At 72.2% G+C, this 23,006-nt stretch carries 23 protein-coding genes and 1 riboswitch; of the genes, 18 read left to right on the top strand and 5 right to left on the bottom strand.

Annotated features, from left to right (window positions below):
* Window positions 1-49 precede the first annotated feature (49 nt).
* The 7 genes from lepB (at window position 50) to VE546_RS09380 (ending at window position 6,150) form a co-directional block, all read left to right on the top strand.
* Window positions 50-817, top strand: a complete 768-nt coding sequence (lepB, locus tag VE546_RS09410) for a signal peptidase I (RefSeq protein ID WP_324920595.1) — start codon at window positions 50-52, stop codon at window positions 815-817.
* A gap of 13 nt (window positions 818-830) precedes the next feature.
* Window positions 831-1,154 (top strand): DUF2469 domain-containing protein, encoded by a 324-nt coding sequence (locus tag VE546_RS09405; RefSeq protein WP_324920593.1) that lies wholly within the window; start codon window positions 831-833, stop codon window positions 1,152-1,154.
* Between the two features lie 166 nt (window positions 1,155-1,320).
* Window positions 1,321-1,695 (top strand): YraN family protein, encoded by a 375-nt coding sequence (locus tag VE546_RS09400; RefSeq protein WP_324920591.1) that lies wholly within the window; start codon window positions 1,321-1,323, stop codon window positions 1,693-1,695.
* A 1-nt stretch (window position 1,696) separates the two neighbouring features.
* Window positions 1,697-3,304, top strand: coding sequence for a YifB family Mg chelatase-like AAA ATPase (locus VE546_RS09395; RefSeq protein WP_324920589.1), 1,608 nt, complete (start codon window positions 1,697-1,699; stop codon window positions 3,302-3,304).
* Entirely contained in the window at window positions 3,301-4,434 is a 1,134-nt protein-coding gene (gene dprA / locus VE546_RS09390) for a DNA-processing protein DprA (RefSeq protein WP_324920587.1), read from the top strand. The genes VE546_RS09395 and dprA overlap by 4 nt, the downstream gene beginning before the upstream one ends.
* Before the next feature lie 264 nt (window positions 4,435-4,698).
* Entirely contained in the window at window positions 4,699-5,538 is an 840-nt protein-coding gene (gene whiG / locus VE546_RS09385; RefSeq protein WP_324920585.1) for an RNA polymerase sigma factor WhiG, read from the top strand.
* A gap of 54 nt (window positions 5,539-5,592) precedes the next feature.
* The gene (locus tag VE546_RS09380) at window positions 5,593-6,150 is read left to right on the top strand and encodes a helix-turn-helix domain-containing protein (RefSeq protein ID WP_324920615.1); all 558 of its coding nucleotides are present in this window, start codon (window positions 5,593-5,595) and stop codon (window positions 6,148-6,150) included.
* Window positions 6,151-6,314: 164 nt separating this feature from the next.
* Here VE546_RS09380 and VE546_RS09375 read toward each other — a convergent pair whose 3' ends face one another.
* Complete coding sequence (locus VE546_RS09375) at window positions 6,315-7,067, bottom strand: M23 family metallopeptidase (protein WP_324920583.1); 753 nt, start codon at window positions 7,065-7,067, stop codon at window positions 6,315-6,317.
* Window positions 7,068-7,439: 372 nt separating this feature from the next.
* Between VE546_RS09375 and rpsB the strand changes: the two genes are divergently transcribed.
* The 5 genes from rpsB to VE546_RS09350 all read left to right on the top strand — a co-directional run bounded on the left by rpsB (window position 7,440) and on the right by VE546_RS09350 (window position 12,090).
* Window positions 7,440-8,300, top strand: coding sequence for a 30S ribosomal protein S2 (rpsB, locus tag VE546_RS09370; RefSeq protein ID WP_324920582.1), 861 nt, complete (start codon window positions 7,440-7,442; stop codon window positions 8,298-8,300).
* 109 nt (window positions 8,301-8,409) lie between these two features.
* Window positions 8,410-9,246: a translation elongation factor Ts gene (tsf, locus tag VE546_RS09365; protein WP_324920580.1), complete on the top strand. Its 837-nt coding sequence runs from the start codon at window positions 8,410-8,412 to the stop codon at window positions 9,244-9,246.
* Window positions 9,247-9,436: 190 nt separating this feature from the next.
* Window positions 9,437-10,210: a UMP kinase gene (gene pyrH / locus VE546_RS09360; RefSeq protein ID WP_324920578.1), complete on the top strand. Its 774-nt coding sequence runs from the start codon at window positions 9,437-9,439 to the stop codon at window positions 10,208-10,210.
* A 172-nt stretch (window positions 10,211-10,382) separates the two neighbouring features.
* Window positions 10,383-10,940 carry a ribosome recycling factor gene (gene frr / locus VE546_RS09355; RefSeq protein WP_324920576.1) on the top strand — a complete coding sequence of 186 codons (558 nt, stop codon included), beginning with the start codon at window positions 10,383-10,385 and terminating at the stop codon, window positions 10,938-10,940.
* Between the two features lie 13 nt (window positions 10,941-10,953).
* Window positions 10,954-12,090 (top strand): phosphatidate cytidylyltransferase, encoded by a 1,137-nt coding sequence (locus VE546_RS09350; RefSeq protein WP_324920574.1) that lies wholly within the window; start codon window positions 10,954-10,956, stop codon window positions 12,088-12,090.
* A 394-nt stretch (window positions 12,091-12,484) separates the two neighbouring features.
* Here VE546_RS09350 and VE546_RS09345 read toward each other — a convergent pair whose 3' ends face one another.
* Complete coding sequence (locus VE546_RS09345; protein ID WP_324920614.1) at window positions 12,485-12,697, bottom strand: hypothetical protein; 213 nt, start codon at window positions 12,695-12,697, stop codon at window positions 12,485-12,487.
* A 535-nt stretch (window positions 12,698-13,232) separates the two neighbouring features.
* Between VE546_RS09345 and VE546_RS09335 the strand changes: the two genes are divergently transcribed.
* Window positions 13,233-13,877 (top strand): hypothetical protein, encoded by a 645-nt coding sequence (locus VE546_RS09335; RefSeq protein WP_324920572.1) that lies wholly within the window; start codon window positions 13,233-13,235, stop codon window positions 13,875-13,877.
* A 216-nt stretch (window positions 13,878-14,093) separates the two neighbouring features.
* Entirely contained in the window at window positions 14,094-14,522 is a 429-nt protein-coding gene (locus tag VE546_RS09330) for a VOC family protein (protein ID WP_324920571.1), read from the top strand.
* 16 nt (window positions 14,523-14,538) lie between these two features.
* Here VE546_RS09330 and VE546_RS09325 read toward each other — a convergent pair whose 3' ends face one another.
* The gene (locus VE546_RS09325) at window positions 14,539-15,306 is read right to left on the bottom strand and encodes a transposase (RefSeq protein WP_324920569.1); all 768 of its coding nucleotides are present in this window, start codon (window positions 15,304-15,306) and stop codon (window positions 14,539-14,541) included.
* A 201-nt stretch (window positions 15,307-15,507) separates the two neighbouring features.
* Between VE546_RS09325 and rlmN the strand changes: the two genes are divergently transcribed.
* The 4 genes from rlmN (at window position 15,508) to VE546_RS09305 (ending at window position 20,634) form a co-directional block, all read left to right on the top strand.
* Window positions 15,508-16,614, top strand: a complete 1,107-nt coding sequence (gene rlmN / locus VE546_RS09320; protein WP_324920567.1) for a 23S rRNA (adenine(2503)-C(2))-methyltransferase RlmN — start codon at window positions 15,508-15,510, stop codon at window positions 16,612-16,614.
* Between the two features lie 51 nt (window positions 16,615-16,665).
* Window positions 16,666-16,787, top strand: a riboswitch (TPP riboswitch).
* A complete protein-coding gene (locus VE546_RS09315) occupies window positions 16,782-17,870 on the top strand; it encodes a thiamine ABC transporter substrate-binding protein (RefSeq protein ID WP_324920566.1) in 1,089 nt (362 codons plus the stop codon). (Overlaps the previous riboswitch by 6 nt.)
* Window positions 17,871-17,926: 56 nt before the next feature.
* Window positions 17,927-19,546 carry an iron ABC transporter permease gene (locus VE546_RS09310; RefSeq protein WP_324920612.1) on the top strand — a complete coding sequence of 540 codons (1,620 nt, stop codon included), beginning with the start codon at window positions 17,927-17,929 and terminating at the stop codon, window positions 19,544-19,546.
* A gap of 2 nt (window positions 19,547-19,548) precedes the next feature.
* The gene (locus tag VE546_RS09305) at window positions 19,549-20,634 is read left to right on the top strand and encodes an ABC transporter ATP-binding protein (RefSeq protein WP_324920564.1); all 1,086 of its coding nucleotides are present in this window, start codon (window positions 19,549-19,551) and stop codon (window positions 20,632-20,634) included.
* 59 nt (window positions 20,635-20,693) lie between these two features.
* Here VE546_RS09305 and VE546_RS09300 read toward each other — a convergent pair whose 3' ends face one another.
* Together VE546_RS09300 and VE546_RS09295 are read right to left on the bottom strand one after the other, a co-directional pair.
* Entirely contained in the window at window positions 20,694-21,890 is a 1,197-nt protein-coding gene (locus VE546_RS09300) for a hypothetical protein (protein ID WP_324920562.1), read from the bottom strand.
* Window positions 21,872-22,606 carry an ABC transporter ATP-binding protein gene (locus tag VE546_RS09295; protein WP_324920560.1) on the bottom strand — a complete coding sequence of 245 codons (735 nt, stop codon included), beginning with the start codon at window positions 22,604-22,606 and terminating at the stop codon, window positions 21,872-21,874. The genes VE546_RS09300 and VE546_RS09295 overlap by 19 nt, the downstream gene beginning before the upstream one ends.
* Window positions 22,607-23,006 lie beyond the last annotated feature (400 nt).

Genomic DNA, 23,006 nt, shown 5'->3' with positions numbered 1-23,006 from the left:
TAGGGTGCGGCCAGACCGTCGGTGGAGCCCAGACCCCGGGAGCGCGTGAGTGAGCAGAGCAGGACGTACCGGAGCACGTGCCGGAGGGGGCCGCGGACGCCTGGGCCACACCCTGTCGTCGGCGGCCGTGGCGATCGGCTGCGTGCTCTTCCTGGGCGGCTTCGGCTGGACGGCCGTCCTGTACCAGCCCTACACCGTGCCGACCGACTCCATGGCGCCCACCGTGAACGCCGGAGACCGGGTGCTGGCCCAGCGCATCGACGGCGACCAGGTCAAACGCGGCGACATCGTGGTCTTCCGGGATCCGGTGTGGGGCGAGCTGCCCATGGCCAAGCGGGTCGTCGGCGTCGGGGGCGACACCGTCAAGTGCTGCGACGGGCAGGGAAGGCTGACCGTCAACGGCACGGCGGTCGACGAGCCGTACCTGCGGCAGGGGGCACGGGAACGGGCCTCCTTCCCCAGCTTCGAGGCGGCCGTGCCCCAAGGACACCTCTTCCTCCTCGGCGACCACCGCGACCAGTCGCTGGACTCGCGGACGCACCTGCAGGACGCCAACCACGGCTCCGTGAGGAGAGAGGCGGTGACCGGCCGGATCGACGCCACCGTGTGGCCGCCGGGCACCATGGGACTGGTCGAACGCCCCGAGAGCTTCGCGGACCTCCCCGGCGGCATCTCCCGGCCGGGCCCGCTGCGACCCGCCCTGCTGGCGACCGCCGCCGGCGCGGCACTGGTCCTCGGCGGCGCCGCGTACGGGGCGATCACCTCGGTCCGCGGGAGGCGGGCACGACTGACGCACAATGGGGGGACGCACGGCTGAAGGGGAACACGCCATGAGCGCCGAGGACCTCGAGAAGTACGAGACCGAGATGGAGCTGAAGCTCTACCGGGAGTACCGGGACGTCGTCGGGCTGTTCAGGTACGTGATCGAGACCGAGCGGCGTTTCTACCTCACCAACGACTACGAGATGCAGGTGCACTCCGTCCAGGGCGAGGTCTTCTTCGAAGTCTCGATGGCCGACGCCTGGGTGTGGGACATGTACCGCCCGGCCCGCTTCGTCAAGCAGGTCAGGGTGCTCACCTTCAAGGACGTGAACATCGAGGAGCTGAACAAGAGCGACCTCGACCTGCCCGAGGACTCCAGTTTCAAGAGGTGAACGGGGGACGGGCGGGGGCTCCGGCCGTCCCGGACCCGGCTCATCCCCTGCCCCTCCCTCGTACGGGTGAGCAAGATATCCACAATCGGCCGTTCGTCCACCGAAACGGACCATGATCACCCAGCCGCCTCCCCAGCCGTCACAGTCGGACCCGGAGGTGGTACCGATGAACGGCAGGGAAGCACTCGGCCGCTACGGCGAGGACCTGGCCGCCCGACGACTGCGCGAGGCGGGCATGGCCGTCCTGGAACGCAACTGGCGCTGCCCGAGCGGTGAGATCGACATCGTCGCCCGGGACGCCGACGCGCTCGTCATCTGCGAGGTCAAGACCCGCAGGGCCGGTCCGTACGAACACCCGATGGCGGCCATCACGCCGCGCAAGGCCGAACGGCTGCGCAGACTCGCCGCCCGCTGGCTCACCGAACGCTGGCTCGCCAGATACGGCCGCCCGCCGACCGGCGGAGTACGCATCGACCTCGTCGGCGTCGTCCTGCCCGAGCGCGGCGCGCCCCTGGTCCAGCACGTCCGGGGGGTGGCCTGAGATGGGATTCGCCCGCACCTGCTCGGTCGCCCTCGTCGGCGTCGAAGGCGTGGTCGTCGAGGTGCAGGCCGACCTCGAACCGGGACTCGCCACCTTCACCCTGGTGGGCCTGCCCGACAAGAGCCTGGTCGAAAGCCGCGACCGGGTCAGGGCCGCCGTCGTCAACTCCGGCATCGACTGGCCGCAGAAGAAGCTCACGGTCGGCCTCAGCCCCGCCTCGGTGCCCAAGAGCGGCAGCGGCTTCGACCTGGCCGTGGCCTGCGCAGTCCTCGGCGCCGCGGAGCGGATCGACCCCCGCGGGCTCACCGACCTGGTGATGATCGGCGAACTGGGGCTCGACGGCCGCGTCCGGCCCGTCCGGGGCGTCCTCCCCACCGTTCTGGCCGCCGCCGAAGCCGGATACCGCCAGGTCGTCGTCGCCGAGCAGACCGCCGCCGAGGCCGCCCTGGTCCCCGGCGTCTCCGTCCTGGGCATCCGCTCCCTGCGCCAGCTCGTCGCCGTCCTCACCGACGCCCCCGTCCCCGACGAGGACCCGGCCGAGGACGGTGCCACGGCCCCGATGCTCGCCGGACTCACCGTGCCCGGAGCCGGAGGAGGCGTCGGAGCACTCTGCGGCGAACGTCCCGTGGACCTCGCCGAGGTCGCCGGACAGGTCGCGGCCCGCAGGGCACTGGAGGTGGCCGCCGCGGGCCGCCACCACATCTTCCTCAAAGGCCCGCCCGGTGCGGGCAAGACCATGCTCGCCGAGCGGCTGCCCGGACTGATGCCGCCCCTCACCCCGCAGGAGGCCCTGGAGGTCACCGCCGTCCACTCCGTGGCCGGCACCCTGCCACCCGGCCAACCACTGATCGAACGACCCCCCTACTGCGCCCCCCACCACTCGGCCACCATGGCCTCCCTCGTCGGCGGCGGCAGCGGACTGCCCAGGCCGGGGGCCGTCTCCCTCGCCCACCGAGGGGTGCTCTTCCTGGACGAGGCCGCCGAATGCAGCGCCCGCGTGCTCGACGCACTGCGCCAACCGCTGGAGTCCGGACAGGTCGTCGTGGCCCGGGCACAGGGCCTGATGCGCATGCCCGCCCGCTTCCTGCTCGTCCTCGCCGCCAACCCCTGCCCCTGCGGCCGGCACGGCTCCAGGGGCGGCGGCTGCGAATGCCGGCCCTCCTCGGTCCGGCGCTACCGCGCACGGCTCTCCGGCCCCCTGCTGGACCGCGTCGACCTCCGCGTCACCGTCGAACCCGTCACCCGCTCCGAACTGACCGACCCCGACGCCCGCGCGGAATCCACCGCAACCGTGGCCGAGCGCGTACGCGCCGCCCGGGAACGCGCCGCCGCCCGCTACGCCGGAACCCCCTGGCGCACCAACAGCGAGGTCCCCGGACACGAACTGCGGACCAGATGGCCGGCGGCCCCCCGGGCGCTCGGCAGGGCCGAGGAGGACATGGAACGCGGGCTGCTCACCGCACGCGGCCTGGACCGTGTCCTCAGGGTCGCCTGGACCCTGGCCGACCTCGCCGGACACGACCGGCCCACCGCCGACGACGTGGACGGGGCGCTGGAGCTGCGCACGGGCGTACGGCGCGGCACGGCACTCACCGGAGGCCGGGCATGACGACCGGCGACGACGAGCGCGTGGCCCGGGCGGCGCTCACCAGGATCGGAGAGCCCGGGGACGAGGCCGTGAACGGCTGGATCGACAGGTACGGCGCCGTGGAGACCCTCAAGGCCCTCGGCTCCGACACCCCCCTGCCCGGCGCCTCCCGGACCCGCTGGGCCGGACTGCGGCAGCGGACACACCGACTCGACCCCGAAGCCGACCTCGAAGCGATCGGCGCACTGGGCGGACGCTTCCTCTGCCCCGGCGACCCCGAGTGGCCGAGCCAACTGGACGACCTGGGCGACGGACGCCCCGTCGGACTGTGGGTGCGCGGCAGAGCCTCGCTGCGGCTGTGGGCACTGCGCTCGGTCGCCGTCGTCGGCGCCCGGGCCTGTACGGACTACGGCGCCCATGTCGCGGCCACGCTCGGCTCCAGCCTGGCCGCACGCGGCTGGACGGTGGTCTCCGGCGCGGCGTACGGAGTGGACGGCGCCGCCCACAACGGCGCACTCGTGGTGGACGGGGCCACCGTCGGCGTCCTGGCCTGCGGGGTCGACGTCGCCTATCCGCCGGGCAACGGCCCGCTGATCCGACGCATCGGCGACCAGGGCCTGCTGGTCGCCGAACTGCCGCCCGGCGACCACCCGACCCGCAGCCGGTTCGTGCTGCGCAACCGCGTGATCGCGGCCCTCACCCGCGGCACCGTCGTGGTGGAGGCCGAGCTGCGCAGCGGCTCACTGGTCACCGCCCGGCGGGCACTCGCGCTCGGCAGGATCACGATGGGCGTACCCGGCCCGGTGACCAGCGGGCTGTCGGCGGGAGTCCACCAACTCCTGCGCGGGGAGGGCATCGTCGTCACCGACGCGGCCGAGATCATCGAACTGGTCGGCAGCATCGGTGAACTGGCCCCCGAACGGCGCGGGCCGATGGTGCCGCGCGACCTGCTGGCGCCGGAGGCGGCATGCGTCCTGGAGGCGCTGCCCGCCCGGGGCGCGCTCAGCACGGCGGCGGTGGCGCGTGCCGCCGCCCTCGCGGAGGACCGCGCACTCGTCCGCCTCCAGGAACTGCAGTCGCTCGGACACCTCGAACGGAACGGCGACTACTGGCAGTTGGCACGGCACGCGAACCAACACCCCAATAGGTGACGAGACGGTCCTTGATCCAAGGCGATCGAGTGAAAAGGTGTGGGACATGATCGCCGAATGGTCCGTTCCGCGCAGCCGCACCGCACTGCTCCGACCGCCCGGGTAACCCCGGGGTGCGGGCAGCGGAACGTATCTGCGTATGTTCGATCGACCGATCCTCGCACTGTGCGACACCTCAGTCACGCTACGCTCCCAAGGTTCCCAACCCCATCGGTCCCACCGGCGTCAGCGCACAGATCACGGCAGAACGGCTCAAGACCACGCATGCCCCACCACACCTCCGGGCCCGACCGCACGGCCACGGCAGAACCGACTGCAGCCGACGACGCTGCACGCCCTGCCCCGCCCAGATCGCTCGACGAACTGTGGCGGTCGTACAAGCGCACGGGCGACGAGCGGCTGCGGGAACAGCTGATCCTCCACTACTCGCCCCTGGTCAAGTACGTGGCCGGGCGCGTCAGCGTCGGCCTGCCCGCCAACGTGGAGCAGGCCGACTTCGTCTCCTCAGGAGTGTTCGGACTGATCGACGCCATCGAGAAGTTCGACCCGGACCGCTCGATCAAGTTCGAGACCTACGCCATCACCCGCATCCGCGGAGCCATGATCGACGAGCTGCGGGCACTGGACTGGATCCCCCGCTCCGTACGGCAGAAGGCCCGCGCGTTCGAACGCGCCCACGCCACGCTGGAGGCCACGCTGCGGCGCACCCCCTCGGAAGCCGAGGTCGCGGACGAGATGGGAATCCCCCTGGAGGAACTCCACAACATCTTCAGCCAACTGCCGCTGACCAACGTGGTCGCCCTGGAGGAGGTGCTCCACGGCGGCGAGGGCGGCGGCCGCCTCAGCCTCATGGACACCCTCGAGGACACGGCCGCCGACAACCCCGTCGAGATCGCCGAGGACCGCGAACTGCGCCGGCTGCTGGCCCGCGCGGTCAACACCCTGCCCGAACGCGAGAAGACCGTGGTCACCCTCTACTACTACGAGGGCCTCACCCTCGCGGAGATCGGGCAGGTGCTCGGAGTCACCGAGAGCCGGGTCAGCCAGATCCACACCAAGTCCGTCCTGCAACTGCGGGCCAAGCTCGCCGACCTCAGTCGCTGAATCGGTCCTGCCCTCCCTACAGTGGGACGCGTGCCCAGGATTCGAGCGGCCTCCGTGGCCGAGCACCGGACGATGCAGCGCGAGGCCCTGCTGGAAGCAGCACGAACCCTGCTGTCCGAGGGCGGTACGGAAGCACTGACCTTCGCCGCCCTGGCCGAACGCACGGGGCTGGCGCGCTCCTCCGTCTACGAGTACTTCCGCTCCCGCGCGGCCGTCGTCGAGGAGCTGTGCGCCGTCGACTTCCCCCTGTGGGCGGCCGAGGTGGAGGCCGCCATGGAACGGGCCGACACGCCCGAAGCGAAGATCGAGGCGTACGTGCGGCGGCAACTGGCACTGGTCGGAGACCGCCGGCACCGGGCCGTCGTCGCCATCTCGGCCGGTGAGCTGGACGCGGGTGCCCGGGAGAAGATCCGAGCCGCCCACGGAGGACTGATCACCATGGTCGTGGACGCGCTCGGCGCCCTCGGCCACGACGAGCCCCGGCTGACGGCCACACTGCTCCAGGGCGTCGTGGACGCCGCCGTCCGCCGCATCGAACTGGGCGCCGCGGAGGACCCGGAACGCATCACACGGGCCGCGGTGTCGATGGTGCTCCACGGCGTCGGGGGCTGACCCCCGCCCCTCCCCCTCCCCCACCCCAGCCCCTCCCTCTCACCTCCCTGCTCTCCTTGCCGGTGCTCCTCCGGAGGGAGCGCCGGCATGGGGGAGCGGACGGACCGCCGCGCGGGCGTCCCGGCAAACGGGCCGGGGTGCCCCGGGCACCCCGGCCCGTCCGCTTACGGAAGCGGCCTCCCGCCACGCGAGCGGATGCGGCGGCGACGGGCCCGGACCGTGGCCGCCGCCAGGGCCAGCGCCACCGCCCCCGCGACGGCCGTCTCCCCGGACGAGGACCTGCCGGCCGCCACCGGGCGTACCACTCCGTCCGGTCCGCCACCCGCCGCCTCCGGCAACGGGACCCCCAGCACCGGAAGCAGCCGGGACGGGCCGCTGCCCAGCACGGAGAACGGATCCAGATAGGCGCCGCCACGACGCAGCCCCCAGTGGAGGCAGCCCGCCGGGCAGTGGAAGCCGTCCGCCTCCAGCACCCCCACCACCTGCCCCGTCGCGATCCGGTCACCCTCGCGGACACGCGCCCTGACCGGCTCGTACGTCGTGCGCAGCGGCGGATCGCCCGTGCCCGACAGCTCGATCGAGACCACCCCGCGCCCGGCGACCTCCCCGGCGAAGGAGACGCGGCCCGCCCCCACCGCGCGCACCGGATCCCCCGGACGGGCCGCCAGGTCCACGCCGCGGTGGCCGGCCGCCCACCGCACCGGAGGCGGCCGCCAGTCGCGCTCGACCGCGCCCGGCACCGGCCGGACCCGTCCGGCACCGGCACCGGACGGGTCGTCCGCGGGCGCCGCGCGGACCCGCACCACCGGGGCCGCCGCGACCGCCTCCGAGGACACTCCTGACGGCACCCCCGAGGCAGTCCCCGAGGACAGGAGCGGCAGACAGCACAGCAGCACCGCGCACAGTCGACGTCTCATGCGCACAGAGTGACGCCAGGAGGGGAGCGGCGGGGATCTTGGAGGAAGGCTGTGGAGTACCGGCCGGTTGTGGACAGGCCCGTCACCCGGCCCGCCGCTTCCCGCCCGCTCCCCCCGTCGCGCCCGCCGGTACCCGGCACGGCCGTGCCGATGATCCCCGCCTGTCGCCTGCCGGTTCCCCGGTCCCGTACACTTCTGGTGCGATCCGGGTCACCGGGTCGACTTCGCACGCCCCGCCACCTCCGCCGGTGGCCGCGCACCTCGGTCCTCGGAGACGGTCCCGGACCCCTCCGCAGGCACAGCGCGCCGGGGCGTCAGGAGCGGTGGCCATCCGGTCACCGCGTACAACCGAGTACTCAAGGAGAAACGGCCATGGCCGTCGTCACGATGCGGGAGCTGCTGGAGAGCGGCGTCCACTTCGGGCACCAGACCCGCCGCTGGAACCCGAAGATGAAGCGCTTCATCTTCACCGAGCGCAACGGCATCTACATCATCGACCTGCTCCAGTCGCTGTCGTACATCGACCGCGCCTACGAGTTCGTCAAGGAGACCGTCGCCCACGGCGGCTCCATCATGTTCGTCGGCACCAAGAAGCAGGCCCAGGAGGCCATCGCCGAGCAGGCCACCCGCGTGGGCATGCCCTACGTCAACCAGCGCTGGCTCGGCGGCATGCTGACCAACTTCTCGACCGTCCACAAGCGCCTCCAGCGCCTGAAGGAGCTCGAGCAGATCGACTTCGAGGACGTGGCCTCCTCCGGCCTCACCAAGAAGGAGCTGCTGGTCCTCTCCCGCGAGAAGGCCAAGCTGGAGAAGACGCTCGGCGGTATCCGCGACATGCAGAAGGTGCCCAGCGCCGTCTGGATCGTGGACACCAAGAAGGAGCACATCGCCGTCGGTGAGGCGCGCAAGCTCAACATCCCGGTCGTCGCCATCCTCGACACCAACTGCGACCCGGACGAGGTCGACTACAAGATCCCGGGCAACGACGACGCGATCCGCTCCGTCACCCTGCTCACCCGCGTGATCGCCGACGCCGTCGCCGAGGGCCTCCTCGCCCGCTCCGGCGCCGCCGGTGAGGGCAAGGGCGAGAAGGCCGCCGGCGAGCCGCTCGCCGAGTGGGAGCGCGAGCTGCTGGAGGGCGACGCCCAGAAGGCCGCCGAGGAGGCCAAGGCGTCCGAGGCCCCGGCCGAGGAGAAGGCCGCCGAGGGCGAGCAGCCGGCCGAGCAGGCCTGAGCACGCAGCACGGTGGTACGGCCGGGGGCGGTGCCATGAGCGCCGCCCCCGCCGTACACCTGTAGATCGATCCATCCTCATCGACTTTTCGAGAAGAGATTCACCGACCATGGCGAACTACACCGCCGCTGACGTCAAGAAGCTCCGCGAGCTCACCGGCGCCGGCATGATGGACTGCAAGAAGGCGCTCGACGAGGCCGAGGGCAACGTCGACAAGGCCGTCGAGATCCTCCGCGTCAAGGGCCAGAAGGGCGTCGCCAAGCGCGAGTCCCGCACCGCCGAGAACGGCGCCGTCGTCTCCCTGCTCGCCGACGACAAGAAGTCCGGTGTGCTGGTCGAGCTGAAGTGCGAGACCGACTTCGTCGCCAAGGGCGAGAAGTTCCTCGCCGTCGCCGACGCCATCGCCGCCCACGTCGCCGCCACCTCCCCGGCCGACATCCAGGCGCTGCTCGCCTCCGAGATCGAGTCCGGCAAGACCGTCCAGGCGTACGTGGACGAGGCCAACGCCGCCCTCGGCGAGAAGATCGTCCTCGACCGCTTCGCGCAGTTCTCCGGCGGTTACGTGGCCGCCTACATGCACCGCACCAGCCCGGACCTGCCGCCGCAGGTCGGTGTCCTGGTCGAGCTGGAGCAGGAGAACGCCGAGGTCGCCAAGGACGTCGCGCAGCACATCGCCGCGTTCGCCCCGAAGTACCTCTCCCGCGAGGACGTCCCGGCCGACACCGTCGCCAACGAGCGCCGCGTCGCCGAGGCCGCCGCCCGCGAGGAGGGCAAGCCCGAGCAGGCCCTGCCGAAGATCATCGAGGGCCGCGTGAACGGCTTCTTCAAGGAGAACTGCCTCCTGGACCAGCCCTTCGCGAAGGACAACAAGAAGACCGTCCAGAAGGTGCTGGACGAGGCCGGTGTCACGCTGAAGCGCTTCGCCCGCTTCCGCGTCGGCGCCTGACCCGTACGCCGTACCTTCCACGGCGGACCGGCCGCGCCCGGTTGGGGTCGGCCACGGGGCCCGTCCTGGTGCGTCGCGCACGCCGCGTACGGACCGGACGACCGCAGTTGTGACGAGGAGGCCATTGCCGCTTGAGGGACCGATGGGACCACCGGCAATGGCCTCCTTCGCATGTGCACGAGGAGATCCGATGAAACAGGGCATCGACCCCGGAGGCGCCGCCTCCGACAAAGACCGCAACCGCCGTCGCCGCTTCCTGCTGAAACTCTCCGGTGAGGCGTTCGCCGGCGGCGGAGGACTCGGAGTCGACCCCGACGTCGTGCACAAGGTCGCCCGTGAGATCGCCGCCGTGGTGCGGGACGGCGCCGAGATCGCCGTCGTCATCGGCGGCGGCAACTTCTTCCGCGGCGCGGAACTCCAGCAGCGCGGCATGGACCGGGCCCGCTCCGACTACATGGGCATGCTCGGCACGGTCATGAACTGCCTCGCCCTCCAGGACTTCCTGGAGAAGGAAGGCATCGACTCCCGCGTCCAGACCGCCATCACCATGGGGCAGGTCGCCGAACCGTACATCCCGCTGCGGGCCGTACGGCACCTGGAGAAGGGGCGGGTGGTCATCTTCGGCGCCGGTATGGGCATGCCGTACTTCTCCACCGACACCACCGCCGCCCAGCGCGCCCTGGAGATCGACGCCGAGGCGCTGCTGATGGGGAAGAACGGCGTGGACGGCGTCTACGACTCCGACCCGGCGAAGAACCCCGACGCGGTGAAGTTCGACGCCCTGGAGTACGGCGAGGTCATCGCCCGCGACCTGAAGGTGGCCGACGCCACCGCCATCACCCTCTGTCGCGACAACAAGCTGCCGATCCTCGTCTTTGAACTGCTGGCGGAGGGGAATATCGCACGAGCGGTGAAGGGTGAGAAGATCGGCACGCTCGTGAGCGACCAGGGTTCCCGGACCTGACCCCCGCGAGGGGCACGACACGACGTCCGTACGGCGACCGCGGCACACGGCGCCGTACGGCAACTCCGTGCCGCACGATGGGCACGGTACGGGGATGGACAACACCCTGCCGGTCGGACACCGTGCAGGAATCAGGGCTTTCCGGCTCACATCATCGAACCAGGAGCACGTGGTGATCGAAGAGACCCTCCTCGAAGCCGAGGAGAAAATGGAGAAGGCGGTCGTCGTCGCCAAGGAGGACTTCGCCGCGATCCGCACCGGTCGTGCGCACCCGGCGATGTTCAACAAGATCGTGGCGGACTACTACGGCGCGATGACCCCGATCAACCAGCTCGCGTCGTTCTCGGTGCCCGAGCCCCGGATGGCCGTGGTCACCCCGTTCGACAAGAGCGCGCTGCGGAACATCGAGCAGGCCATCCGCGACTCCGACCTCGGCGTCAACCCCTCCAACGACGGCAACATCATCCGGGTCGTCTTCCCGGAGCTGACCGAGGAACGCCGCCGGGAGTACATCAAGGTCGCCAAGGGCAAGGCCGAGGACGCCAAGATCTCCATCCGCAGCGTCCGCCGCAAGGCCAAGGAGGCCATCGACAAGGCCATCAAGGACGGCGACATCGGCGAGGACGAGGGACGCCGCGCCGAGAAGGAGCTCGACGACACCACCGCCAAGTACGTCGCGCAGGTGGACGAGCTGCTCAAGCACAAGGAAGCCGAGCTGCTCGAGGTCTGAGGCTGCGATATTCGTGAATGACTCATCCTGGGGAGCGCCACCGCCGAGTGCCGGACATCCCGGCCACTCCGGCTACTGGAACCCTCCCGAACAGGGTTACTCCCCCCCGCTCCGCGCGGAGGTGGCTCCGGCCCCGGCGGGTTCCGTGCGCGAGGGCGGCGACGCGTCGCAGACTCGGCGTATGCCCATTGTGCCCGACGCCCCCGGCGGTGACCAGGACGATCGCGACGACCGGGCGGCCGGGCGGCCGTTCGGCGGCCCGTTCCCCGGCGACGGCCCGTCCGAGCCGCCGGCCCCGGCCGGCCCCGTGACCCCGGGCCGCTCCTCCGGCCGGAAGCGGGCGGGTCGCGACCTGCCCGCCGCGATAGGGGTCGGCCTGGGACTGGGCGTCGTCATCGTCGCCTCGCTGTTCGTCTACAAGCCCGTCTTCGTCGGCGTGATCGTGGTCGCGGTCGTGGTCGGGCTGTGGGAACTGACCTCCCGGCTCGCCGAACACAAGGGCATCCGGGCGCCACTGGTGCCGCTGGCGGTCGGCGGCGCCGCCATGGTCGTCGCCGGATACGTCCGCGGCGCGGAGGGCGCCTGGGTGGCGATGGCGCTCACCACCCTGGCCGTGCTGGTGTGGCGGATGACGGAGGACCCCGGGGAGTACCTGCGGGACGTCACGGCGGGCGTCTTCGCCGCGTTCTACGTTCCCTTCCTGGCCACCTTCGTCGCCATGATGCTCGCGGCCGACGACGGGCCGTGGCGGGTGCTGACCTTCCTGCTGCTCACCGTCGTCAGCGACACCGGGGCGTACGCCGTCGGCTGGCGCTTCGGCCGGCGCAAGCTCGCCCCGCGCATCAGCCCCGGCAAGACCCGCGAGGGGCTGCTGGGAGCGGTGGCCTTCGCGATGGCCGTCGGCGCGCTGTGCACCCACTTCCTCATCGACGGCGGGACCTGGTGGCAGGGCCTGCTGCTGGGCCTGGCCGTGGCCACCAGCGCGACCCTGGGCGACCTCGGCGAATCCATGATCAAACGGGACCTGGGCATCAAGGACATGGGCACCCTGCTGCCCGGGCACGGCGGGATCATGGACCGGCTCGACTCGCTGCTGCCGACCGCCCCCGTGGTCTGGCTGCTGCTGGTCGTCTTCGTCGGCGCGGGCTGACCGCCCGCCCCACCCCGTCCGGGGCCCGCCGTCCACGCGGCGGGCCCCGCGCTCCGTCCGCGACACCGGACAGGGTGTGCCCCGCACCCCGGAGAACTCCGTCCCTCCGGGCACCGACAAGCCCCCTGCCGACGGATGTCCCGCCGGCAGGGGGCCGTCCTGCATTCGAGAGGGAGCCGTCCCCGGGCCGCCGACGTCCGGGACCTGCCGAAGACACCGGCCGGACGGCGTCCTCGGCCGGGCCGACGATCTCGCCTCGCCACCGAGCCATGGCCGGCCCCGACCCCGGCCATGGCTCGGTGGCTCCAGGGCAGCACACCGCGGACCGCTCCGGCCGGGGAGGGACGCCACGGCACGGCGGCCCGCTGCCGCAGCCGTCGGACGAGGCGTGCGGTCACCACCGCCTATGCGCACGGTGACGTCGCCGCCGCCGTCGCTTCAGCGCCCTCCGTGCCAGCAAGAAGGCCCCCATGGCGGCCAGGGCCATCCCCATGAGGATCAAGACCGATCCGATCAAGAGCAGGAAGGCTCCAATGGCGATCACCGCCATCCCGATGAGGACGAGCAAGACCGCGAGGAGAATGAGCAGGATCGCGACGAAGAGCACCTTGCATCCCCCTTCTCCTTCCGACTGTGGTCCCTTCCTCCCTCCGCCGCAAACGCGCTGGCACTGTGCCCCGAAGTCGGACCGCGAACGCCATCGGGAGCTCGGCGAGCCCGCTTCCTCGCTACTGGACATCAGGTGCGCGTACCCGAAGCGTCACCGCCGGATCAGAGCTGCCCGGGTATGCGCGCACGGCCCTGACGCTCCCGCCCGCATCCGGGAGCACTGAGGCGTAGAAGCGGCGAAGGGGCGGCCGAGGAGAATCACCGGGGCTGGGGCGGCGGCGTTCCGGGACTTCAGGCAGCCCCATGGGGCGAGCCTCGAAGATCGGGGCCCGGATCGGGCACGTGCGGGCAGGCGAGGAGCCGACCCGGTTCGCGGCCGGCGTACGGGTCTCGATCTCTCGCCCCGAGGCAGCTCCACCCAAATCCGCTACGCCGACCTTCAAGTTGTCTCCGAGTCGCACGAAGCTGGTTAAGTCTGACAGTTTGTGGCCGATAGCGATAGCGAGTTCGTGCGCTACATGGAACAGTCATAAGTGATCTTCGCTAATGAGTGGCATCTGTTCACGGATCAAGGGTTGGCAGCCGTGCTTGGAGCCGTTGCCGGAGTAGCAGGCACCGGGGCCACCAGCTTGCTCGCTGCGAGATGGGCGCGTAGGCAGGCGGGAGCACGACTAACCGCACAACGAGAGCACTTCCAAGCCCAGTTGGCTGCTCAGCGCCAGGAGTTCGAAGAGCAGGGATACGCGGAGCATGTCCGTTCCCGTCGTGACCCCCGTAGTCACGCTTATGCTGAATTTGCGGCGAAGTTCTGTTCTGTCCAGCATGTCGTGCGGAAAGCAAATGGGGCTGCAGAGTGTGGGGACGTCAATGCTGTGCGCAGTATTGTCGAAGCGGAACTGGCGGCACTTGAAGACCTGAGAAGCTGCGCGGCTTTACTGGCTGTGCAGGGACCTCAGAGTGTTTTTCAGGCCGCCCGGGAGGCTGCGGATGCGGTTTACGATTGGTGGATTTCTGCGATTCGATGGATTGAATGCGCCTCTGGTCAGGGAAATCAATCCTCCAGTCGCCTCAGTGAAGGCTGGGAAGAGCGTCTTGCTGTCGCATTAAAAGAATTTACCAGTGCTTCGAGTAGTGCATTGAATGACGAAGGTGTCTGGTACTCCTGCCGCGAAGCCTAAGGGTTGTCCCGTAACCGATCTTTGGCATGCGGGTAGTTGGGCAGGGCGGGATCCCGGTGACCCCGGTGGGCTTCGCCGCCAGGGTCGCGTCGTCCTCGTGGGCTGTCCGGATTGATCGCTTGATGTCCGAGATGGCCCAGCGCCTGATGGGGTTGCGGGCAGCCCCTCGGGGGAAGTGAACGGCAGAACCCCAAGTCCCCTTGGTACGGTGCACCGATGTCAGCGATCAAGAAGTTCCAGGTCACCTTTGACTGCGCAGAACCTGAGCGTCTCGCTCGTTTCTGGTGCGAGGTGTTGGGGTACGTCGTACCCCCGCCACCAGAGGGGTTTGCCACTTGGGATGATTACAGGCGCTCGCAGCCGCCTGAGCAGCGGGATTCTTGGTTCGCCTGCATTGATCCCTCAGGCGTGGGCCCGCGGCTGTACTTCCAGCGCGTCCCCGAGGGGAAGGCCGCCAAGAACCGGGTGCATCTTGATGTGCGTGTCGGCACCGGGCTGGTGGGAAAAGAGCGCCTCGCCGCGCTTGAGGCCGAATGCGCACGACTGGTCCTGCTCGGCGCGGTACACGTGCGAACGCTGTATGACGGCAATGATTCGTGCATCCCGATGCTGGACATCGAGGGCAACGAGTTCTGTATCGACTGAGCGTATGGGGCGGGAGTCATCCCGTGAGGGCGAGGTTGTGCAGCCGGGCGATGCCGAGCATGGCGGTGTGGACGCCGTCGCCGCGCAGGCGGCAGTCGCGGAGGATCTTCCAGGTCTTCATGCGGGCGAAGGCGTGCTCGACACGGGCGCGGACCTGTTTGTGGCTCTTGTTGTGGGCCTGCTGCCAGTCCCGCAGTTCCTCGCCCGCGCGGCGGCGGTGCGGCATGACCAGTCCGGTGCCGACGTAGCCGCCGTCGGCGATCGTGGTGGCCTCCCCCACGGCGGCCTCGGCGCCGGACTCAGCCCAGGCCCGGCAGTCGTTGCGGTTGCCCGGCAGCGGCCGGCCGACCATCACGACCAGGCGGGTATCGGCGTCGACAACCACCTGATGGTTGGCCGAGTACCGGTAGGTCTTCGACTGCTCGGCGATGGTGTGGTCCCGGGTGGGCACCAGAGTGCCGTCCACAATCAGTACCGCATCCTTGGCGAACCGCTTGCGCGGCTGCAGGGCCAACTGGGGTCCGAGGTGGTCGATGACCCGGTCGGCGGCCGACTTCGACACCCCGAACAGCGGGGCCAGTTGCCGCATGGTGAGGTTGGTCCGCCAGTAGGCGGCCACCGGCAGCACCCGATCCTCGAGCGGCAACTTCCACGGCCGGCCCCGGCCAGGAACCTCCGCACCCTCGCGGCGCAGCAGCGTCACCAACGTGCCGAAGGTGCGCGGGCCCAGCCCGGTGAACGGCTCTATCCAGGACGGCACCGACGCCGTGATCACACCAGACACGACCAAGATCATCGCACTACAAGATCACTCACGGGACAACCCTTAGTAAGGCGGGAAGTCGGGCTGGTTCCGCATGAATCGGCTGGGCCGTCTGTGGGCCGTGCGGGGGTGGTCGGCGATGACGGAGGGCGGCCGGGGGTGACCGCGGCCTCCCTGCTGTGGCCCGGGCCGTCGGAGTCGATCTGCGACACTGGACGGGTTATGCCTGCACCCGGAGAACTCACCTTCGTCGCGCCGCGCGGGGCCGCCAAGCCGCCCCGGCACCTCGCCGACCTCACCCCCGCCGAGCGCCGCGAGGCGGTCGCCGCGATCGGCGAGAAGCCCTTCCGCGCCCAGCAGCTGTCCCGGCACTACTTCGCCCGCTGCGCCACCGACCCCGCCACCTGGACCGACATCCCGGCCGCCGCGCGCGGGAAGCTGGCCGCCGAGCTGCTGCCCGAGCTGATGACCGTGGTGCGGCACGTCACCTGTGACGACGGCGCCACCCGCAAGACGCTGTGGCGGCTGCACGACGGGACGCTGGTGGAGTCCGTGCTGATGCGGTACCCGGACCGGGTGACCATGTGCGTCAGCTCGCAGGCGGGCTGCGGCATGAACTGCCCCTTCTGCGCCACCGGCCAGGCCGGGCTGGACCGCAACCTGTCCACCGCCGAGATCGTCCACCAGATCGTCGAGGGCATGCGCGCGCTGCGCGACGGCGAGGTGCCCGGAGGACCGGCCCGGCTGTCGAACATCGTCTTCATGGGCATGGGCGAGCCGCTGGCCAACTACCGGCGGGTCGTCGGCGCCATCCGCCGCCTCACCGACCCCGAACCCGACGGGCTGGGGCTGTCCCAGCGCGGCATCACCGTCTCCACCGTCGGCCTGGTCCCGGCGATGCTGCGCTTCGCCGACGAGGGCTTCAAGTGCCGCCTGGCGGTCTCCCTGCACGCTCCCGACGACGAGCTGCGCGACACCCTGGTGCCGGTCAACACCCGGTGGAAGGTCCGCGAGGTCCTCGACGCCGCGTGGGAGTACGCGGAGAAGTCCGGCCGCCGGGTCTCCATCGAGTACGCCCTCATCCGGGACATCAACGACCAGGCGTGGCGCGCCGACCTCCTCGGGCGGCTGCTGGCGGGGAAGCGGGCGCACGTCAACCTCATCCCGCTCAACCCCACGCCCGGCTCGAAGTGGACCGCCTCCCGCCCCGAGGACGAGCGCGCCTTCGTCGAGGCCCTCCAGGCGCACGGCGTGCCGGTGACCGTCCGGGACACCCGGGGGCAGGAGATCGACGGCGCCTGCGGCCAGCTCGCCGCCACCGAGCGCTGAGGCCGCGGGCGGCACTGGTACCGTAGCGGTCGCACACAGTATCGAAACACCGAAAACCGACAGGGGAGCGCGTACAGCGCTGAGAGTGCGGTGCCGCCGGCCGGGCCGGCGAACCGCAGACCCTCGAACCTGATCCGGTTAGTACCGGCGTAGGGAGTCAGCACACCGTGGTCACGACATTCCGGCGCGCCCTCGGCGCCGCCGTCCTCGGCACGTTCACCGTCTCCGCCCTGACCGCCTGCGGCGGCCCGCAGCCGTCCGGGGACGACGGGGGGAAGAAGGACAAGACCGTCACCCTGGTCAGCCACAACTCCTTCGCGGCCTCCGACGCCGTGCTGGAGAAGTTCACCGAGGAGACCGGCTACAAGGTGAAGGTGCTGCGCGGCGGCGACGCCGGAGCGGCCCTCAACCAGGCGGTCCTGTCCAAGGACAACCCGCAGGGCGACGTCTTCTTCGGCGTCGACAACACCCTGCTCTCCCGCGCCCTGGACAACGGCCTGTTCACCCCCTACAAGGCCAAGGACCTGGAGAAGATACCCGCCGAGTACCGGCTGGACCCGGACAAGCACCGCGTCACCCCCGTGGACTCCGGCGACATCTGCGTCAACTACGACCGCGCCTACTTCGCCGACCGCGGCATCGAGCCGCCCAGGACCCTGGACGACCTCACCAAGCCCGAGTACAAGAACCTCCTGGTCACCGAGAACGCCGCCACCTCCTCGCCCGGCCTGGGCTTCCTGCTGGCCACCGTCGCCGAGTACGGGGGAGGCTGGCAGGAGTACTGGAAGAAGCTGAGGGCCAACGGCGTCGAGGTCGTCGACGGCTGGGAGCAGGCGTACTACGACCGCTTCTCCGGCTCCTCCGGCGGCAAGGGCGGCGGCGACCGGCCGCTGGTGGTCTCCTACGCCTCCAGCCCGCCCGCCGAGGTGCTCGACGCCGACCCCGCGCCGAAGCAGGCCCCCACCGGCGTGGCGACCGGCACCTGCTTCCGGCAGATCGAGTTCGCCGGGCTCCTGGCCGGCGCCGACAACGAGGAAGGCGGCAAGGCGCTGCTGGACTTCCTGATCGGCGAGGCATTCCAGGAGGACATGCCGCTGCAGATGTTCGTCAACCCCGTCCGCGAGGGCGCGAAGCTGCCCGAGGTGTTCACCGAGTACGGCGAGACGGTCCCCGACCCGTACACCATGGCCCCGGAGAAGATCGCCGAGAACCGTGAGGCGTGGGTCGAGGCGTGGACCTCGATCGCCGTGAGGTGAGCGGCGGCCCCGGCGCGGGGAGCGGCGCGCGGGGCACCGCGGTCCGGCTCGCCCTGATGGCGCCGCCCGCCGTCTTCCTCGCGCTGTTCTTCGCCTACCCCGTCGCCGCCATCACCGCCCGCGGCCTCCACGAGGGCGGGCGGTGGCACCCGGGGCGGATCGCCGAGGTGCTCACCGACCCCGGCATCGCGCGCGTGGTGTGGTTCACGCTGTGGCAGGCGGCGGCCTCCACCGTGCTCACCCTGCTCCTGGCCCTGCCCGGCGCCTACGTCCTGGCCCGCTACGACTTCCCCGGCAAACGGGTGCTGCGGGCCGTGGTCACCGTGCCGTTCGTGCTGCCCACCGTCGTCGTCGGCTCCGCGTTCCTGGGGCTGCTGGGCCGCGGCGGGCTGCTGGAGGAGACCTGGGGGCTGCGGCCGGTCACCGGCCCCGCCGCGATCCTGATCGCCCACGTCTTCTTCAACTACGCCGTGGTGGTCCGCATCGTCGGCAGCCTGTGGGCGCAGCTCGACCCCCGCCAGGAGGAGGCCGCGCGGGTGCTCGGCGCGAGCCGCCTGGCCGCCTGGCGCACCGTGACCCTCCCGGCACTCGCCCCGGCCGCGGCCGCCGCCGCCCTGATGGTCTTCCTGTTCACCTTCACCTCCTTCGGCGTCGTCCAGATCCTCGGCGGCCCCCGCTACGCCACCTTGGAGGTGGAGATCTACCGGCGGACCGCCTACCTGCTGGACCTGCCCACCGCCGCCGTCCTGACCCTGGTGCAGTTCGCCGCGGTCGCCGCCCTGCTGGCCGTCCACGCCCGCACCGCCCGCCGGCACCAGAGGACCCTGGGCCTGGTCGACGCCGCCCGCACCGCCCGCCGCCCGCGCGGGGCGCGCCAGCGGATGCTGCTGGCCGCCGTGCTGGCGCAGATCGCCCTTCTGGTCCTCACCCCGCTCGCCGTGCTCGTCGAACGCTCCCTCAACGGGCCCGACGGCTACGGCCTGGACTTCTACCGCGCCCTGGCCGAGACCGACGGCACCTTCGCGGTCGCCCCGCTGGAGGCCGTCGGCAACTCCCTGGCCTACGCCGCCGTCGCCACCGGCATCGCCCTGGCCGTCGGCGGCCTGGCTGCCGTCGCGCTCACCCTCCCCGAGTCCGGCCGCCGGGCCGGACGGCTCGTACGCGGCTTCGACGCGCTGCTGATGCTGCCGCTGGGCACCTCGGCGGTCACCGTCGGCTTCGGATTCCTCATCGCGCTCGACGAGCCGCCGCTGGACCTGCGCTCGTCGTGGATCCTGGTCCCGCTGGCCCAGGCCCTGGTCGGCGTGCCGTTCGTGGTGCGGACCCTGCTGCCGGTGCTGCGGGCCGTGGACCCCCGGCTGCGCGAGGCCGCGGCGGTGCTGGGCGCCTCGCCGCCACGCGTGTGGCGCGAGGTCGACCTGCCGCTGGTGCGGCGGGCCCTGCTGGTCGCGGCGGGCTTCGCCTTCGCCGTCTCCCTGGGGGAGTTCGGCGCCACCGTCTTCATCGCCCGCGCCGACGCGCCCACGCTGCCCGTCGCCGTCGCCCGCCTCCTGGGCCGGGCCGGGGAGGCCAACTACGGCCAGGCGATGGCCCTCAGCACCATCCTGATGCTGGTGTGCACGGCCACCCTGCTGGCGCTGGAGAGCATCCGCACCGACCGATCGGGAGAGCTGTAGAGATGGCGTCGCTGCGACTGGAGGCGGTCACCGTGCGCTTCGGCGACCGCACGGCCCTGGACGCGGTGGACCTGGACGTCGCCGAACACGAGATCGTCTGCGTGCTCGGCCCCTCCGGCAGCGGCAAGTCCACCCTGCTGCGGGTCGTCGCCGGACTCCGGACGCCGGACGCCGGACGGGTGCTGCTCGCCGGCCGCGACCAGCGGGGCGTGGCACCCCACCGGCGCGGAGTGGGGCTGATGTTCCAGGACCACCAGCTCTTCCCGACCCGCGACGTCGGCGGCAACGTCGCCTTCGGCCTGCGCATGCACCGGATGCCGCGCGAGCGGGCCGGGGAACGGGTCGCCGAACTCCTGGACCTCGTCGGCCTGCCCGGCGCCCAGCGCCGCGCGGTCACCACCCTGTCCGGCGGCGAGCAGCAGCGCGTCGCGCTGGCCCGCGCGCTGGCCCCGCGCCCCGGGCTGCTCATGCTGGACGAGCCGCTCGGCCAGCTCGACCGGTCCCTGCGCGAGCGGCTCGTGGTCGAACTGCGGCAGCTCTTCCGCCGCCTGGGCACCACCGTGCTGGCCGTCACCCATGACCAGGGCGAGGCGTTCGCGCTCGCCGACCGGGTGGTGGTCATGGACCGGGGACGGATCGCCCAGACCGGCAGCCCCGTCGAGGTGTGGCGGCGCCCCGCGTCGGAATTCGTCGCCCGCTTCCTGGGCTTCACCAACATCGCCGCGGCGACCGTGCGCGGCGGGACCGCCGACACCCCCTGGGGCCCCGTACCCGTGCCGCCCGGCACCCCGCCCGGGCCGTGCACCCTGCTGGTGCGGCCCGCCGGGGTGCGGCCGGCGCCCGCCCCCGACGGCGGGCTGCCGTGCACCGTCACCGCCCGCACCCTGCGCGGCGGCGGCTCCTCGGAGATCTCGCTGCTGCTCGACCCCGGCCGCGGCCCCGCCCTGGAGGCGTCCTGCCCCCTGCACACCGCGCCGGAACCGGGCACGACCGTCGGCGTCACCTTCGACGCCGGCGAGGTGGTCGTGCTCGGGCGGGACGGAGGGGACGCCGGACCACCCGGGGATGGGACCGGCGGAACGCGGTGAGGGGCGGCCGAAGGAGCGGAGAACGGCGACCCCTTCGGTAGCCACCCTCCGGTAGCCCCTCACCGCGTCAGCGGCAGCGTCGCCAGCTCCGCGACCAGCCAGGCCGGCGGCGTCAGTACGGCCAGCAGCACCCCCACGCGCAGCGCCGCGGCGGCCCGCAGCAGCCTGCGGGAGACGCCGAGCTGCAGCAGGCCGGCGGTGGCCGAGGCACGGGCCGCGCGGAACTCCGCCGCCGCGCTCAGCGCGCCCGCCACCGCGCACACCACGACCACCGCCGCACCCAGCGCGGCGAGCGGGCCGACGGTCGGCCCGGCGTCCCCGGACGCCGCCCCGTACAGCCGGGCCGTCGCCAGCGCACCCGCCGCCACCGCGCACAGCACCCCCAGCGGGTGCCCGACGCGCGGCGCCTCCTCCCGCAGCACCCGGCCCGACAGCAGCCGCAGCGCCCCCGGCCGCCCCACGGCGAGCAGCAGCCCGCACAGATGGACCAGCCCCGGGCCGGCCAGCGCCAGCCCCAGGGCGATGAGCAGCCAGCCGCCGACGACACCCGGACCGAGACCGTCCAGGGAACGCGGCACCGGCACCCCCGGATCCGCGGCGGCGGCCCGGCCGGCGGCGTAGGTCTCCACCGCCAGCCCCACCGAGGTGACCGCCACGCCCCACGGCAGCCCCGCGGGCGCGGGCGGCGGCCGGTGGGAGGACTGGGAGGACACCGCCGGACGGGCGGGCGCCGCCGTGCGCAGCCGCGTCGCCACCGCGCTCGCCCCGGCCGCGACCAGCGCCGGCACGGCCAGCAGCGTCAGCGCCGCCACCCGCGGCAGCGGCCGGCCGGCGCCCAGCAGCTCCCCCGCGGCCCCGGCCAGCGGCGCGTCGCCGAGACCGCCGCGCAGGTGCAGGAAGACCGGCAGGGCCAGCGCGCAGCCCAGAGAGCAGGACAGGGCCGTGGACACCGCGGCCAGCAGCGGCAGCCGCGCCGGCCCCACACCGACCGCGTCCAGCCCGGCGCGGGGACGCACGCACGGGTCGGTGCGGGCGGCGGCCGCGGCGAACTGCGCGCAGGCCGCCAGCGGCACCACGCACCACAGCAGCCGGGACAGCGCCACATCGGGGCGCTCGGGGTGGGCGGCGGCGTGGCCCAGCGTGCTCAGCAGCAGGAAACCGACGGCCCCGGAGACCCCGGCGACCAGCGCCCGCCGCGCCAGGGCGGCGGGACGGAAGGTGCGGACCAGACGGAGGGCTAGACGGAGAGCGAGCACGCTGCCCTGCCCTCCGGCCCCGGTGCGCCGGCCGGGGCGTCGGCCCCCACCCGGCGGCCGTCCACGAGCGTGACCGCACGGTCCGCCGTACGGGCCACCCGGGCGTCGTGGCTGGCCAGCACGACCGTGATGCGGTGCGAACGGGCCGCGGTGGTGAGGGTGCGCAGCACCTGGGTGCGGTCGGCCTGGTACAGCGGCGCGGTCGGCTCGTCGGCGAAGACCACGGCCGGGGAGTGCACCAGGGCGCGGGCGATGGCCACCCGCTGCCGCTGCGACTGCAGCAGCGCGCCCGGCCGCCTGCGGGCGCAGTCGCCGACGTCCAGCCGCTCCAGCCACTCGCACGCGGTGCGGCGGGCGGCGCGGGTGCCGCTGCCGGCGAGCAGCAGCGGCAGCGCCGCGTTCTCCCAGACGGTCAGCTCGGGCAGGAGTTGCGGCTCGCTGCCGATCCAGCCGAAACGGTCACGGCGCACCTGCTCGCGGGCGGACTCCGGGAGGGTGTGCAGGGGGACGCCGTCGAACCACACCTCGCCGCGCACGGGCACCAGCCGCCCGGACAGACACCCCAGCAGGGTGGACTTGCCGCAGCCGCGCGGGCCGGTGACGGAGAGGATCTCGCCCTCGCGGACCCCGACGGAGACGTCCAGCAGCGCGGGCGACCCCTCGTGCTCGTAGTGCAGCCCGCGTGCCCAGAGCAGGTCCTCGGGTGCAGCCACCATGACGGGCACCTCCGCTCGCCTTCGGGGTCGTGCCTCCCCTGACGGGGTGAACGAGTGCCAGGGGTATCGGTCACAGGCACGGTACGGACCACGACCGCGGTGAAGAGGGCCATCGGGCGCGGGCACGGCCCAGTTTCCACCGAATGGTCCTTCACGGGCCGCCGCCGGTGGCCCGCACGGCCCACCGGCGCGCCACGCCCCGGCGAGAGGGGGGAGGAATACCGGACGAGCGGGTATGTCGGATCGACCTCTCCGATGGTTAGGGTGGGTGTCTCATCTATCGGACGAGTGAGCAGGAGGGCGGGCCGTGGGCACCGAACTGCGCCGGCTGCGCAACTACATCGACGGACGGTTCCAGGACGCGGCCGACGGCCGGACCACCGAGGTGGTCAACCCGGCC

The organism is Streptomyces sp., assembly GCF_035644915.1.
Lineage (GTDB): Bacteria > Actinomycetota > Actinomycetes > Streptomycetales > Streptomycetaceae > Streptomyces.
Note: the sequence above shows the minus strand (reverse complement) of the source record. Positions and strands in the feature narration are given on the sequence as shown.